15 protein-coding genes are annotated in these 15,127 nt (G+C 68.1%); 13 read left to right on the forward strand and 2 right to left on the reverse strand.

Annotated features, from left to right (window positions below; all coding sequences use genetic code 11):
• Positions 1-112: 112 nt before the first annotated feature.
• A complete protein-coding gene (gene xth / locus TSH64_RS27110) occupies positions 113-886 on the reverse strand; it encodes an exodeoxyribonuclease III (protein ID WP_109449837.1) in 774 nt (257 codons plus the stop codon).
• A gap of 62 nt (positions 887-948) precedes the next feature.
• Complete coding sequence (erpA, locus tag TSH64_RS27115) at positions 949-1,305, reverse strand: iron-sulfur cluster insertion protein ErpA (protein WP_109449838.1); 357 nt, start codon at positions 1,303-1,305, stop codon at positions 949-951.
• 191 nt (positions 1,306-1,496) lie between these two features.
• On the opposite strand from erpA, the gene TSH64_RS27120 reads away from it, so the two are divergent.
• The 13 genes from TSH64_RS27120 to TSH64_RS27180 all read left to right on the forward strand — a co-directional run bounded on the left by TSH64_RS27120 (position 1,497) and on the right by TSH64_RS27180 (position 14,787).
• Positions 1,497-2,696 (forward strand): deoxyguanosinetriphosphate triphosphohydrolase, encoded by a 1,200-nt coding sequence (locus TSH64_RS27120; protein ID WP_109449839.1) that lies wholly within the window; start codon positions 1,497-1,499, stop codon positions 2,694-2,696.
• Positions 2,697-2,754: 58 nt separating this feature from the next.
• Positions 2,755-4,515 carry an arginine--tRNA ligase gene (gene argS, locus TSH64_RS27125; protein ID WP_109449840.1) on the forward strand — a complete coding sequence of 587 codons (1,761 nt, stop codon included), beginning with the start codon at positions 2,755-2,757 and terminating at the stop codon, positions 4,513-4,515.
• Positions 4,512-5,585 carry an SPOR domain-containing protein gene (locus TSH64_RS27130; RefSeq protein WP_109449841.1) on the forward strand — a complete coding sequence of 358 codons (1,074 nt, stop codon included), beginning with the start codon at positions 4,512-4,514 and terminating at the stop codon, positions 5,583-5,585. The genes argS and TSH64_RS27130 overlap by 4 nt, the downstream gene beginning before the upstream one ends.
• A 34-nt stretch (positions 5,586-5,619) precedes the next feature.
• A complete protein-coding gene (nagZ, locus tag TSH64_RS27135) occupies positions 5,620-6,660 on the forward strand; it encodes a beta-N-acetylhexosaminidase (protein WP_247873175.1) in 1,041 nt (346 codons plus the stop codon).
• Positions 6,661-6,676: 16 nt separating this feature from the next.
• The gene (locus TSH64_RS27140; RefSeq protein ID WP_109449843.1) at positions 6,677-7,354 is read left to right on the forward strand and encodes a site-2 protease family protein; all 678 of its coding nucleotides are present in this window, start codon (positions 6,677-6,679) and stop codon (positions 7,352-7,354) included.
• 11 nt (positions 7,355-7,365) lie between these two features.
• Positions 7,366-8,199: a ScpA family protein gene (locus TSH64_RS27145; protein ID WP_109449844.1), complete on the forward strand. Its 834-nt coding sequence runs from the start codon at positions 7,366-7,368 to the stop codon at positions 8,197-8,199.
• A complete protein-coding gene (scpB, locus tag TSH64_RS27150) occupies positions 8,192-8,809 on the forward strand; it encodes an SMC-Scp complex subunit ScpB (RefSeq protein WP_109449845.1) in 618 nt (205 codons plus the stop codon). The genes TSH64_RS27145 and scpB overlap by 8 nt, the downstream gene beginning before the upstream one ends.
• Positions 8,810-8,970: 161 nt before the next feature.
• Positions 8,971-9,225 (forward strand): twin-arginine translocase TatA/TatE family subunit, encoded by a 255-nt coding sequence (locus TSH64_RS27155; RefSeq protein WP_109449847.1) that lies wholly within the window; start codon positions 8,971-8,973, stop codon positions 9,223-9,225.
• Positions 9,226-9,300: 75 nt separating this feature from the next.
• Complete coding sequence (tatB, locus tag TSH64_RS27160; protein WP_109449849.1) at positions 9,301-9,852, forward strand: Sec-independent protein translocase protein TatB; 552 nt, start codon at positions 9,301-9,303, stop codon at positions 9,850-9,852.
• A gap of 15 nt (positions 9,853-9,867) precedes the next feature.
• Complete coding sequence (gene tatC, locus TSH64_RS27165; RefSeq protein ID WP_109050505.1) at positions 9,868-10,656, forward strand: twin-arginine translocase subunit TatC; 789 nt, start codon at positions 9,868-9,870, stop codon at positions 10,654-10,656.
• Between the two features lie 184 nt (positions 10,657-10,840).
• Positions 10,841-13,510: an alanine--tRNA ligase gene (gene alaS, locus TSH64_RS27170; protein WP_109449851.1), complete on the forward strand. Its 2,670-nt coding sequence runs from the start codon at positions 10,841-10,843 to the stop codon at positions 13,508-13,510.
• Positions 13,511-13,583: 73 nt separating this feature from the next.
• Positions 13,584-13,916, forward strand: a complete 333-nt coding sequence (locus TSH64_RS27175) for a DHCW motif cupin fold protein (protein WP_109449853.1) — start codon at positions 13,584-13,586, stop codon at positions 13,914-13,916.
• 28 nt (positions 13,917-13,944) lie between these two features.
• Positions 13,945-14,787: a MoxR family ATPase gene (locus TSH64_RS27180; RefSeq protein ID WP_109449855.1), complete on the forward strand. Its 843-nt coding sequence runs from the start codon at positions 13,945-13,947 to the stop codon at positions 14,785-14,787.
• Positions 14,788-15,127: the final 340 nt, after the last annotated feature.

Below are 15,127 nucleotides of genomic sequence, written 5' to 3' on the forward strand. Positions count from 1 at the left end.
TGATGACTGCGCCAGCCCGGCTTTCGACGGGGCGGCGCGTTCATCGTAGAAGCGAAACTTTTAACAAAATGCTTTTGTCACGGACTTTACACAGGCGGCACACCCACGCCGCTCAGGCGTCGCGCAGGTCCAGGATGACCGGCGTGTGGTCGGACGCCTTTTCCAGCCCGCGCGGGCCGCGGTCGATGGTGCAGCCGGCCAGACGGTCGGCGGCCTGCGGCGACAGCAGGAAATGGTCGATGCGCAGGCCGTTGTCGCGCGGCCAGCTGCCGGCCTGATAATCCCAGAAGGTGTAGGCGTGGTCGTCGTCATGCAGGGCGCGGTAGGCCTCGGTCAGGCCGAGATTCAGCAGGGCACGGAACTTGGCCTTGGATTCCGGGCGGAACAGCGCGTCGCCGGCGAAGGCCTGCGGCGAGTAGACGTCGCGCGCCTCGGGGATGATGTTGTAGTCGCCGCCCAGCACCACCGGGATTTCCTGCGCCAGCAGCGTGCTGGCATGGTCGTACAGCCGGTCCATCCAGCGCAGCTTGTAGGCGAACTTCTCGCCCGGCACCGGGTTGCCGTTGGGCAAATAGAGCGATGCGATGCGCACGCCGGCCACGGTGGCCTCGACATAGCGGGCCTGCTCGTCCTCCGGCTCGCCCGGCAGGCGGGTCAGCACGTCTTCGGCTGGGGCCTTCGACAGCAAAGCGACTCCGTTGTAGGCCTTCTGCCCGACGGCGTTGACATGGTAGCCGAGTTCTTCGAAGGCCGCGGTCGGGAAGGCGGCGGTCTCGCATTTGATTTCCTGGAAGAGCACGACGTCCGGGGACGCCGTGCGCAGCCAGTCGGTGATCAGCGGAAGGCGGGCCTTCGCCGAGTTGACGTTCCAGGTGGCGATCTTCACGAAAAAGGCCTGCCTTCTCTTCTTGGTCTTGTGCGGTCGGACGGTGGACGCAGACCGCGGCCCTAAACCGCGAAGGAGTTGCCGCAGCCGCAGGAGGCGGTGGCGTTCGGGTTCTTGATCTGGAAGGCGGCGCCCATCAGGTCCTCGACATAATCCAGCGTCGCGCCGGCCAGCAGGTCGAGCGAGGCGTCGTCGGTGACCACCTTGGTGCCGTCCTTCTCGAAGACATGGTCCTCGTCGGTCGCGGTCTCGTCGAAGGTGAAGCCGTACTGGAAGCCGGAGCAGCCGCCGCCGGACACGGTCAGGCGCAGCATCAGGTTGGGATTGCCCTCCTGCTCGATCAGGAAGGCGACGCGCTTGGCAGCACTTTCGCTGACGCCGAGGATTCGGGTTTCGGTGGGGAGTGCGGTGTCGGGCATGGGGTGGCCCCTCTGTTGCGGTGCGGGAGTTGCCACAAATGTAAGGGGGATCGCCGGCTTCGTCAAAGTGTGGGCACGTTTGCGCCAAAGCGTTGCGCATCTGGCACGCTCCGCCGCCGGCTGGCCGGGCGCCTGGGCATAGCACGCCTTCGCCGTTGCACCTGCGTTTCCCCGCCGGTAGTGTCCGCCCCATGACGGCGGACTGTTCCCACGATCGGCTGGCTCCCTATGGCTGCAACCCGGCGGACACGCGCGGGCGGCTGGTGGCGGAGCCGGAAAGCCCGACGCGCTCGTGCTTCCAGCGCGACCGCGACCGCATCGTGCATTCCGGGGCCTTCCGCCGGCTGAAGCACAAGACGCAGGTCTTCGTCTATCACGAGGGCGATTATTACCGCACCCGGCTGACCCACAGCCTGGAGGTGGCGCAGATTGCCCGCTCGATCGGCCGGACGCTGGGGCTGAACGAGGATCTGGCGGAGGCGGTGGCGCTGGCCCACGACCTCGGCCACACCCCCTTCGGCCATGCCGGGGAAGAGGCGCTGAACGCCTGCATGGAGCCGTTCGGCGGCTTTGCCCACAACGACCAGACCCTGCGCATCCTGACGCGGCTGGAACGGCGCTATGCCGAGTTCGACGGGCTGAACCTGACCTGGGAAGCGCTGGAGGGCGTGGTCAAGCACAACGGCCCGCTGCTGCCGCTGCTGCCCGGTCACCGCCTGCCGACGACGATTGCGGCCTTCCAGGGCGAGTGGGATCTGGAACTGCACACCAATCCGGGGGCCGAGGCCCAGGTGGCGGCGCTGGCCGACGACATCGCCTACAACAACCACGACATCGACGATGGCTTGCGCGCAGGCCTGTTCACGGTGGACGAGGTGGCGGAGCTGCCGCTGGTCGGTCCGCTGGTCCGCGAGGTCTGCGACCGCTATCCGGGGCTGGAGCGCTCGCGCCTGATCCACGAGACGATCCGGCGGATGATCAACGCCATGGTCGTCGATCTGGTGACGGAGACGCGGCGGCGGCTGGCGGAGCACCGGCCGGGCAGTGCCGCCGAACTGCGTGCCCTGCCGGTGGCGATGGTCAGCTTCTCCGACGGGATGCTGGAGGCGCAGCGGCCCCTGCGCGCCTTCCTGCGCCAGCGCATGTACCGGCACTATCGCGTGAACCGCGAGATGAGCAAGTGCAAGCGCGTGGTGCGCGCCCTGTTCCAGCTGTTCATGGACGAGCCCAACACCCTGCCGACCGAATGGCAGCGCGACATCGCCAAGAATGGGGGTGACGCCGATCTTGCGGTGCGCGCCCGTCATGTGGCCGACTATATCGCCGGCATGACCGACCGCTATGCGTTGGCCGAACATGACCGGCTGTTCGACCTGCATGTAAAGACCTGAACCGTGAAGACCTGAGCCGTCAGGCTCCTGTGACCTCCTGAAAAGACGACCTGAGACGATGAATATTTTCAAGGCCTTCGAGACCGATATTCGCAAGCTGCTGGAAGAGCTGGCCGCCGAGGGTGCGATCCCCGCCGGGCTGGACAGCAGCCGTCTGACGGTCGAGCCGCCGCGCGAGGCCTCGCATGGCGACCTGTCCACCAACGCCGCGATGATCCTGGCGAAGCCGGCGAAGATGGCGCCGCGCGCCCTGGCGGAGCTGCTGGTCGCCAAGCTGAAGGGCCGCGCCGACGTGGCGTCGGTCGAGATCGCCGGTCCGGGCTTCGTCAACCTGCGCCTGACGCCGGACGTCTGGCGTGACCGCATCCGCGACGTGCTGACCGCCGGCACCGCCTATGGCGATAGCGCGCTGGGAGCCGGGACTCCGGTCAATGTGGAGTATGTGTCGGCCAACCCGACCGGCCCGCTGCATGCCGCCCATGGCCGCGGCGCCGTGTTCGGCGACGCGCTGGCGGCACTGCTGCAGAAGGCCGGCTATGCCGTCACCCGCGAATACTACATCAACGATGCCGGCGCGCAGGTCGACGTGCTGGGCCGCTCCACCTTCATCCGCTACCGCGAGGTGCTGGGCGAGCAGGTCGGCGAGATCCCGGCCGGCCTCTATCCCGGCGAGTACCTGAAGGAGGTCGGCCAGGCGCTGGCCGAGCGCGACGGCAACCGCTGGGTCGGCACCGACGAGTCCGAATGGCTGCCGGCCTGCCGCGACTTCGCCATCGGCATGATCATGGGCTGGATCCGCGAGGATCTGGGCGCCCTTGGCGTCACGATGGACGTCTACAGCAGCGAGCGCGCCCTGGTGACGGCGGGGGCCGTCCAGACGGCGCTGGCGGCGCTGGAGGAACGCGGCCTGATCTACACCGGCGTGCTGGAGCCGCCGAAGGGCAAGAAGCCCGACGATTGGGAGCCGCGCCCGCAGACCCTGTTCAAGTCCAGCGACTTCGGCGACGACGTCGACCGGCCGCTTAAGAAGTCCGACGGCTCCTTCACCTATTTCGCCAACGACATCGCCTATCACTATGACAAGTACCGGCGCGGTGCTGCGTCGCTGATCGACGTGCTGGGCGCCGACCATGGCGGCTACGTCAAGCGCATGCAGGCGGCGACGCGGGCGATCTCCGGCGGCGAGGCCGAACTGGACGTGAAGCTGTGCCAGCTGGTCCATCTGATGCAGAACGGCCAGCCGGTGAAGATGTCCAAGCGCGCCGGCACCTTCGTGACGCTGCGCGACGTCATCGATCAGGTCGGCCGGGATGTCGTCCGCTTCATCATGCTGACCCGCCGCAACGACCAGACGCTGGACTTCGACTTCGCCAAGGTGACGGAGCAGTCGAAGGACAACCCGGTCTTCTACGTGCAGTACGCCCACGCCCGCTGCCGCTCGGTGCTGCGCCATGCCGCGACCGCCCTGCCGCAGCTGGACCAGACGCCGGCCTCGCTCGCCGCCGCGGCCAACCTCGCCCGGCTGGACAGCGAAGAGGAGATGGCGCTCGCCAAGCGTATGGCCACCTGGCCGCGCGTGGTCGAGGCGGCGGCCGAAGCGCATGAGCCGCACCGCATCGCCTTCTTCCTCTACGACCTCGCCAGCGACTTCCACGCTCTGTGGAACCGGGGCCGCGACGATGCCTCGCTGCGCTTCCTGATCGAGGGCGATGCGGAGCTGACGACGGCCCGTCTGGCGCTGATCGCCGCGGTGGCGACGGTCATCGCCTCGGGCCTGTCGGTGATGGGCGTGGAACCGGTGGAGGAATTGCGTTCATGAAGTACGACGGCGACGTCAACTACGCGGCCAATCCCTATGGGATGCCGCCCCGACAGTCCGCGAACAGGCGCGGGCTGCTGGCGCTCGGCTTCGCCGTGGTCGGCGTCGTGACGTTCGCCGGTGCGGCGGTGGTCGGGCTGCGCGGCCCGTCGCGGCTGTCCGGCGACGGGCCGCCGCTGCTGACCGCGGAGGCCGGCCCGTCCAAGGCCCGTCCCGACCAGCCGGGCGGGATGGAGGTGCCGCACCAGGACATCCTGGCCTATGAGCGGCTGCGCGACCATGACGGCGGCCGCGGCAATCAGGTGGAGCGGCTGCTGCCGCCGCCGGAGGTGCCGCTGCCGCGTCCGGTGGTGACGCCGCAGATGCCGGCCGTGGTGCCGCTGCCCTCGGTGCCGTCGGTGGCCCAACTGCCGCCGGGCGCCACCGCCACCGTGCCGCGCGACACTGTCGCCGCGGCGGTCGCGGCGGCGGCTCCGCTGGCAGCGCTGGAACCGGTGCCGGCTCTGCCCGCCGCCACGCCGACGGCGGCCGTTCCGGCCCCGGCGGTGCAGGCCCCGGCTGCCCAGACTCCGCCCAGCGTCGCCGCCAAGCCGCAACAGGCCCCGGCCAAGCCGGCCCCTGCTCCGCAGCAGCAGGTCGCGTCGGTCGCCAAGCCTCCGGCGCCGCCGGCAGCAGCGCCTGCCCAGCAGAACGCCGCTCCGTCGATGGGGCAGCTGATCGCCAAGCTGGAAGCCGCGTCCCTGCCGGCCGCTCCGGCCAAGGCCGCTCCCCAGCCGGCGAAGCCCGCTCCCGCAACCGCCTCCGCTCCTGCGGCCGGCGGCGGCAGCGGCTGGCGTGTCCAGCTGGCGTCGGTGCGCAGCGAGGGCGAGGCCGCGGCCGAATGGCGCCGCCTTGCCGGCCGTCACCCCGACGCGCTCGGCGGGTTGTCGATGCAGGTCGCCAGGGTCGATCTGGGCGAGAAGGGCATCTTCTATCGGGTGCAGGGCGCCGGCGCCGACGAGGCGCGGGCCAAGTCGGCCTGCGCCCAGCTGCGCGCGCAAAATGTGGGGTGTGTGGTTGTCCGTCCCTGATTTTTCCGGCCCTGATTCTTTGGGTTCCGATTCGGTGAGTTCCATCCAGGTCTCCCACCCGCGCGCGGTCGTCTTCGGCTGCGCCGGGCTGGAGGTGACGGCCGACGAGGCCGCCTTCTTCCGCGATGCCGATCCGCTCGGCTTCATCCTGTTCCGCCGCAATTGCGACAGCCGCGACCAGATGCGCCGGCTGGTCGACGATCTGCGCGCCAGCGTCGGCCGGGCGGACGCCCCGGTCCTGATCGACCAGGAGGGTGGCCGGGTCGCCCGCATGCGCCCGCCGCATTGGCCGGCCCATCCGCCGATGGGCGTGATCGGCGCGCTTGGCGAACGCGATGCCGCCGCCGGGCATGAAGCAGCCTGGATCAACGGCCGGCTGCTCGCCCATATGCTGACGGAGGTCGGCATCACGGTGGATTGCGCGCCGGTCTGCGACGTTCCGGTCGAGGGCGCACACGACATCATCGGCGACCGTGCCTTCTCGCGCGACCCGGCCTTGGTGATCGACCTCGCCCGCGCCACCGCCAATGGGCTGCTGGCCGGCGGCGTGCTGCCGGTGATCAAGCACATCCCCGGCCATGGCCGCGCCTTCACCGACAGCCATGCCGAGCTGCCGGTGGTCGAGGCCGGCCGCGCGGCGCTGGAGGCCACCGATTTCGCCCCCTTCCGCGCGCTGGCCGACCTGCCGCTGGCGATGGTGGCCCATGTGGTGCTGAAGGCCATCGACCCGACCGCCCCGGCCAGCACCTCGGCCATCGTGGTGCGCGAGGTGGTGCGCGGGCCGTCCATCGGTTTCGCCGGCCTGCTGTTCAGCGACGATTTGTCGATGAACGCGTTGCGGGGCGACCCGAGGACGCGGGCCGAAGCGGTGCTGGCGGCCGGCATGGATGTCGTGCTCCACTGCAACGGCGATCTGGCCGAGATGCGGTCGATCCTCGGTGCCGTTCCGCTCTTGAGCGGGGTGGCGGCGGAGCGCTGGGCGCGGGCGGACGCGATGCGCCATGCGCCGGAGGCGGCGGACATCGCTGCATTGACCAACCGGCTGGCCGAGCTTCTCGGCACGGCTGAGACCTGACGGACGGGAGCGGACGATGGAGGAATGGATCTTCCAGGTGACGGCCGTGGCCCTGCCGGCCATCCTCGCCATCACACTGCACGAGGCGGCGCACGGCTTCGTCGCCTGGCGGCTGGGTGACGACACCGCCTATCGGCTGGGGCGCGTCACCTTCAACCCGATCCGCCACATCGACCCGTTCGGCACCGTGCTGCTGCCGGCGCTGATGTATTTCACCACCGGCTTCGTCTTCGGCTGGGCCAAGCCGGTGCCGGTCAATTTCGCCCGGCTGGACCATCCGCGCCGCGACATGGTGTGGGTGGCGCTGGCCGGTCCGGGGACCAACTTCCTGCTGGCGGTGGCGTCGGCGGTGATCTGGCGGCTGGTCAATCCCGAGAACAGCTATATCGAGCTGTGGATCCGCTCCGCCGCCGAGGTCTCGGTGCTGGTCAACGTCATCCTGATGGTGTTCAACCTGATCCCGCTGCCGCCGCTGGACGGCGGGCGCGTCGCGGTCGGCATCCTGCCCGATTTCCTGGCGGTGCCGCTGGCGAAGCTGGAGCGCGTCGGTCTGCTGATCCTGATGGCGGCCTTCTTCCTGCTGCCGATGCTGGGGCGCCAGATCGGCATGGACCTCAGCGTCATGCATTGGGTGCTGGGTCCGCCCGTCGATGCGGTGATCGATTTCATCCGCGTCCTGACCGGCAACGACTGATAGGGTAATCGATGGCCGATCTGCTGGCCGGGCGTGAGGCCGACACCTCAGCAATCGCGGAGGGGTCGGCATCCGAACAGCTGTTGCTGGTTCTGGACGGCTTCGAGGGGCCGCTCGACATGCTGCTGGCGCTGGGGCGCGACCAGAAGGTCGACCTGACGCGCATCTCGATCCTGGAACTGGCCGACCAGTATCTCCGCTTCGTGGCGGAGGCGCGGAAGGTGAGGCTGGAGCTGGCCGCCGACTATCTGGTGATGGCGGCATGGCTGGCCTACCTGAAGTCGCGGCTGCTGCTGCCCGAACCGGAGGGAGAGGAACCGTCCGGCGAGGACATGGCCGCCGCACTCGCCTTCCAGCTCCAGCGGCTGGAGGCGATGAAGGGCGTCGCCGAAAAGCTGTTTGCCCGTCCGCGGCTGGGCATCGAAATCCATCCGCGAGGCGCGCCGGAGGATTTGGATCTGCGCCGCAAGTCGGTCTACGAGGTCACGCTGTTCGACTTGCTGCGCGCCTATGGCCAGCAGCGCGCCCGCAAGGAATCCGGCGTCCTGCACATCGCCCCGGTCCGCCTCTATTCGATGGAGGAGGCGGTGCGGCGCCTGTCATCCCTGCTCGGCCGCATGCCGGACTGGGCGACGCTGGCGAGCTTCCTGCCGGGCGGCGAGGGCGGCGGCGGGCTGCTGACCCGTTCGGCGCTCGCCGCGCATTTCGCCGCCACGCTGGAGCTGGCCAAGGCCGGCCGGGTCGAACTGCGCCAGGAGGGCGCCTTCGCCCCGCTCTATGTCCGCGGGCGGGCGGCCGGTTCCCAGGACGGCGACATTTCGGAAGAAGCGCAATCGAATGATTAAGGAAGTCACAGACGCCCAGGAGGCAGAGGCCCGCATCGGTAAGCTGCGCCTGCTGGAAGCCCTGCTGTTCGCCTCAAGCGATCCGCTGGACGAGGAGACGCTGGCCGGCCGCATCGGGCCGGAGGTCGGCCTGCTGCTGGAGGAACTGCGCGCCCATTACGCCCCGCGCGGCGTCACCCTGGTGTGCACCGGCGGCGGCTGGGCCTTCCGCACCGCGGTCGATCTGGCGCCGGAGCTGCGGCGCGAGGAGGAGGTGTCGCGCAAGCTGTCCCGCGCCGCCATCGAGACGCTGGCGATCATCGCCTACCACCAGCCGGTGACCCGCGGCGAGATCGAATCCATCCGCGGTGTCGCGACCAGCAAGGGCACGCTGGACCTGCTGATGGAGCATGGCTGGATCCGGCCGGGCAAGCGGCGGGAGACGCCGGGCCGGCCGCTGACCTGGATCACCACCGACCATTTCCTCGATCATTTCGGGCTGGAGAGCTTGCGCGACCTGCCCAGCGTCGACGAGCTGCGCGCCGCCGGCTTGCTCGACAGCCGTCCGGTGCTGCTGGGTCTGGGGGCGACGGCCGACGACAGTGCCCTGGACACGGGCGACGAGACGTAAGCCGCAGGCGACCGCTTGGTTTTTCTCCGGCACCTGAGCGAATTCCCGTGAAACCTCAATGACAACCGGTTAAGGATGGTGGGGGCAACGTTGCGGCACCCCGGCCTTTCTGCCATAGTGCCGGCCCGCCGCAAAGGCCGTTCAAACGTGATAGGCGCGCCATGGGTTCTTTCAGCATCTGGCACTGGATCATCGTTCTTCTGATCGTTCTTCTGCTGTTCGGCGCCGGTAAGTTGCCGAAGGTGATGGGCGATCTCGCCAAGGGCGTGAAGTCCTTCAAGGCGGGGCTGCAGGACGACAGCGACGATGCAACTCCGGGCGCCAACGCCAAGACCATCCCGAACCAGCCCGCCCCGAACCAGCCGGCCAACACGGCCGAAGCCGTGGCCAAGAAGGACGAGGCGGTCCGCAGCTGACCGGCAGGCGCGCGGCCGTCTCTTCCCGAGCGCCGCACGCCATCCTGCCCACCGCATTCGTGAAGCCGGAAGAACATGTTCGACATCGCTTGGTCCGAACTGATGGTGATCGCCGTCATCGCCCTTGTGGTCATTGGACCCAAGGATCTGCCCAAGGCGATCTTCACGCTCGGCAAATGGGTGCGCAAGGCGCGGGTCGTCGCCCGCGAATTCCAGACCCACATCGACGACATGATGCGGGAAACCGAGTTGGACGAGCTTCGCAAGGAAGCGCTGAAGACCCGCGACCTGAACATCAAGAAGATGATGGAGGACACCATCGACCCGAAGGGGGAGGTGGGCAAGGCCTTCGACGCCAAGGAATTCGACACGGGTCTGAACGGCCATGCCGGCAGCACGCCGGAACCGGACCTGCCGCAGGCGCCGACCCCGGTTCCATCCCCGGCTGCTCCGGCCGTGACGGACAACGTGGGGCCGGCCGGCGCGCCATCCCCGATCACAACGTCGCCGATCACGATCGCTCCGATCGCCACCGAATCCGCTTCGCCGGCCCCGGTGCCGCAGCCCGCTCCGGCCCCGCGGCCGGACGCCGTGGCCGCAGCCCAGCCGACCGACAAGCAGACCTGAAGACAAAGACGGCCCATGACCGGCGATACGCAGCAGGACGAACTCGAAGACAGCAAGATGCCGCTGATCGATCATCTGATCGAGCTGCGGAACCGGCTGATGTGGGCAATCGGCGCAATCCTGATCGCCTTCCTGCTGTGCTATGCGGTGTCGGACAAGATCTACAATTTCCTGGTCCAGCCGCTGGCCGACATCCTGGCGGGGCAGGGGCGCCGGATGATCTACACCGGCCTGACCGAAGCCTTCTTCACCTATGTGAAGGTGGCGTTCTGGGCCGGCTGCTTCATCTCCTTCCCGGTGATCGCCAGCCAGATCTGGATGTTCGTGGCGCCCGGCCTCTACAAGCATGAGCGCAAGGCGTTCCTGCCCTTCCTGATCGCCACCCCGGTGATGTTCCTGACCGGCGCCGGCATCGTCTATTACTTCATCTTCCCGATGGCCTGGCGCTTCTTCCTGGGCTTCGAGTTCCACCCGGACGGCAGCAACGCCCTGCCCATCGAATTCGAGGCGCGCGTCGGCGAATACCTGCATCTGGTGATGTCGCTGATCTTCGCCTTCGGCATCGCCTTCCAACTGCCGGTGCTGCTGACCCTGCTGGTCCGCGTCGGCATCATCAGCACCGACGCCCTGGCGTCGAAGCGCCGCTACGCCATCGTCGGCGCCTTCATCGCCGCCGCGGTCCTGACCCCGCCCGACGTCATCAGCCAGGTCAGCCTGGCGCTGCCGCTGATTGCGCTCTACGAGATCGCGATCATCATCGGGCGCCGGATCGAAAAGGCACGGGCCGCCGCGGAAGCCGAGTGACCGGCGGCAACGCGCCCGCAGCATTTTGCCAGTGGCTGCATGCAGTGGCGATTCGCCACTGGCAAATTACCTGCGTTGACCTAGGGTAATAATCCGTCCGTCATGGACATGCCGCCATTCTCGCGCTAAAAGCACGGTTCGGCCAACAAAAGGGCCTCAGCCGCGCACCCGGAGCCTTGACCGTATGCAGACCGCCAACGACATCCGTCGCACGTTCCTGGATTTCTTCGCCAAGCAGGGCCATCAGAAGGTCGATTCGTCGCCGCTCGTGCCGCGCAACGACCCGACGCTGATGTTCACCAACGCCGGCATGGTCCAGTTCAAGAACGTCTTCACCGGTGCCGAGACGCGGCCTTACCGGCGCGCGGCCACCTCGCAGAAATGCGTGCGCGCCGGCGGCAAGCACAACGACCTCGACAACGTCGGCTACACCGCGCGGCACCATACCTTCTTCGAGATGCTGGGCAACTTCTCCTTCGGCGATTATTTCAAGGACGACGCCATCGCGTTCGCCTGGAACCTGATCACCAGGGAATACGGTCTGCCGGCCGACAAGCTGCTGGTGACGGTCCACACCTCCGACGAGGATGCGGCGGGCATCTGGCGCAAGGTCGCCGGCCTGTCGGACGACCGCATCATCCGCATCCCGACCGACGACAATTTCTGGCGCATGGGCGACACCGGCCCCTGCGGTCCCTGCTCGGAGATCTTCTTCGACCACGGCCCGTCGATTGCCGGCGGCCCGCCGGGCAGCCCGGATCAGGACGGCGACCGCTTCATCGAGATCTGGAACCTCGTGTTCATGCAGTATGAACAGCTGGGTCCGGACAATCTGGTGGCGCTGCCCAAGCCGTCCATCGACACCGGCATGGGGCTGGAGCGTCTGGCTGCCGTCCTGCAGGGCAAGCACGACAATTACGACATCGACCTGATGCGGGCGCTGATCATGGCGTCGGCGGAAGCGACCAAGACTTCGCCGGACGGCGCGCATGCCGTGTCGCACCGCGTCATCGCCGACCATCTGCGCTCGACCTCCTTCCTGATCGCCGACGGCGTGCTGCCGTCGAACGAAGGCCGCGGCTATGTGCTGCGCCGCATCATGCGCCGCGCCATGCGCCACGCCCACATGATCGGCGCGCGCGAGCCGCTGATGCACCGTCTGGTCCCGGCGCTGATCCAGCAGATGGGCGATGCCTATCCGGAGCTGAACCGCGCCCGCGCGCTGATCGTCGAGACGCTGAAGCTGGAAGAGACCCGCTTCAAGCAGACGCTGGAACGCGGCCTGCGCCTGCTGGAGGATGAGGTCGGCCATCTGGGCGAAGGCCAGCCGCTGGCCGGCGACGTCGCCTTCAAGCTGTACGACACCTATGGCTTCCCGCTCGACCTGACCCAGGACGTGCTGCGCGGCCAGGGCCGCGGCGTCGACGAGGCCGGCTTCAAGGCGGCGATGGACGAGCAGCGCCGCAAGGCCCGCGAGTCCTGGGCCGGCTCGGGCGAGGTCGGCACCGAGAAGCTGTGGTACGAGATCAAGGACGAGCTGGGCGCCACCGAGTTCTTCGGCTACGACACCGAAGTCGCCGAAGGCAAGGTGACCGCCCTTATCAAGGGCGACGCCCGCGTCGAGGCCGCCAACCTCGGCGATCAGGTGCTGGTCGTCGTCAACCAGACTCCCTTCTACGGCGAATCGGGCGGTCAGGTCGGCGATGCCGGCGTGATTTTCTCCGCCGGCGGGGCCGAGGTCGCGGTGTCCGACACGCTGAAGAAGCTGGGCGCCGTGTGGGCCCATGTCGGCACGGTCACCAAGGGCACGCTCAAGGTCGGCGATGTGGTCGAACTGCGCGTGGACACCGAGCGCCGCTCCGCCATCCGCGCCAACCACTCCGCCACCCACCTGCTGCACGAGGCGCTGCGCCATCGCCTGGGCGACCATGTCACCCAGAAGGGCTCGCTGGTGGCACCCGAGCGTCTGCGCTTCGACATCAGCCAGCCGACCGGCCTGAGCGGTGCCGACATCGCCGCCATCGAGGACGAGGTGAACCGCCGCGTGCTCGCCAACAGCGAGGTCATCACCCGCCTGATGTCCCCGGACGAGGCCCGCGCCCAGGGCGCCATGGCGCTGTTCGGCGAGAAGTACGGCGATGAGGTCCGCGTCGTCTCGATGGGCGGGCCGCATGGCGAGCAGGACCGCGACTACTCCATTGAGCTGTGCGGTGGCACCCATGTCCGCCGCACCGGCGACATCGGCGTGTTCAAGATCGTCTCCGAAGGCGCCGTCGCCGCCGGCGTCCGCCGCATCGAGGCGCTGACCGGCACCGGCGCCAAGGCGTGGCTGTCCGAGCGCGACCATCTGCTGACCGAGGCGGCGAGCGTCCTCAAGGTCAAGCCCGACGAGGTCCCGACACGCGTGGCGGCCCTGGTCGAGGAACGCCGCAAGATGGAGCGCGAACTGGCCGACCTGCGCCGCCAGGTTGCCATGGGAGGCGGCGCCAAGGCCGACGGCGGCAACGAGGCCAAGGATGTGGCCGGCGTCAAGGTTGCCGCCCGCGTGGTCGAAGGCCTGCCGGCCAAGGACCTCAAGCCGATGGCCGACGAGTTGAAGAAGCAGGTCGGCTCGGGCGTCGTCGTGCTGATCGCGTCCAATGAGGGCAAGGCTTCCATCGTCATCGGCGTGACCGACGACCTGACCGCGACCCTCAGCGCCGTCGATCTGGTCCGTGTCGGTGCCGAGGCGCTGGGCGGCAAGGGCGGCGGCGGCCGGCCGGACATGGCGCAGGCCGGCGGCCCCGATGCCTCGCTGGCCCCGGCGGCCATCGAAGCCATCGAAAAGGCGATTGCGGCCAGGAAGGCCTCCTGATCCCATAGACACCCGGCCCCCGGAGCGATCCGGGGGCCGTTTTTCTATTCGTGCCGTCTTCAAAGGTCCGGCGATGGAACTTCCGACTCTTCCCTTCACCGTGACCGACTGGTCCGCCGTTCCCGTCACCGAACATCCGGGCGAGACCGGGCTTGCCCGCTGGCGCAGCTTCCATTCCGGCGAATTGCGGGTGCGGCTGGTCGAATACACGCCGGGCTATCTGGCCGACCATTGGTGCGACCGCGGACATGTGCTGTTCGTGGTCAGCGGCGAGCTGATCACCGAGCTGAAGGACGGCCGCCGCTTCGTCCTGAGCGCGGGCATGAGCTATCAGGTGTCCGATTTCGGCGACCATCCGCACCGGTCATCGACCGAAATCGGCGCCACTCTGTTTATCGTGGATTGAAACGTCTTCGCTTGAGGGAGCCTAATCCATGCGCTTCACCGGTACCGACCGCTATGTCGCCACCGACGACTTGATGGTGGCGGTCAACGCCGCCATAACGCTGGAGCGGCCGCTTCTGGTGAAGGGCGAGCCGGGCACCGGCAAGACGGTGCTGGCGGTGGAGATCGCCCGCGCACTGAACAAGCCGCTGCTGTCCTGGCACGTCAAATCGACGACCAAGGCGCAGCAGGGCCTCTACGAATACGACGCGGTCAGCCGCCTGCGCGACAGCCAGCTGGGCGAGGCGAAGGTTAATGAAATCGCCAACTACATCGTCCGCGGCAAGCTGTGGGAAGCCTTCGAGGCGCCGGAGCCTCCGGTCCTGCTGATCGACGAGATCGACAAGGCCGACATCGAGTTCCCCAACGACCTGCTGCTGGAACTCGACCGCATGGAGTTCCACGTCTACGAGACCCGCCAGACGATCAAGGCGGCCAAGCGCCCCATCGTCATCGTCACCTCCAACAACGAGAAGGAGCTGCCGGACGCCTTCCTGCGCCGCTGCTTCTTCCACTATATCCGCTTCCCCGAGCGCGAGACGATGGAGCGCATCGTCGAGGTCCATTATCCCGGCCTGAAGGCGGCCCTGCTGCGCGAGGCGCTGAATCTCTTCTATGACCTGCGCGAGGTTCCGGGGCTGAAGAAAAAGCCTTCCACCTCGGAGCTGCTGGACTGGATCAAGCTGCTGATGGTCGAGGATGTCGATCCGGAGACCCTGCGCGCCAAGGACGCCCGCACGCTGATCCCGCCGCTGTGCGGCGCACTGCTGAAGAACGAGCAGGACGTTCACACGCTGGAGCGGCTTGCATTCCTGGCGAAGCGAGGGCGCTGACCGGGACCTTCGAAATTCGACTGCCCTTCCCGATCGCCGACGCGCCGCAGGAAATGCCGGATCCCGTCGCCCTCAAGGAAGACTTCGGCCGCAAGTCAACGATCGAATCCCGCAATCCCTGGGACGATGCCCTGCCCATTCCTTCGGGCAGGGCATGTCGGGGATCCGTTACGGGCGGTTCGGGTACAGGCCGTTGGCGACGATGCAGACGGTTTGTCCGATCGCCGGCGACTGGGTGCTGACCTTCTGGGTCGCACCGGCTGCGGCGGGGGCGACCGTCACCGTGCCGCCGGTGATGCCGGTGTTGGGAACCGTGATGGAGCCGCTGGCCGTGCCCGCC

This window comes from Azospirillum sp. TSH64 (genome assembly GCF_003116035.1).
Lineage (GTDB): Bacteria > Pseudomonadota > Alphaproteobacteria > Azospirillales > Azospirillaceae > Azospirillum.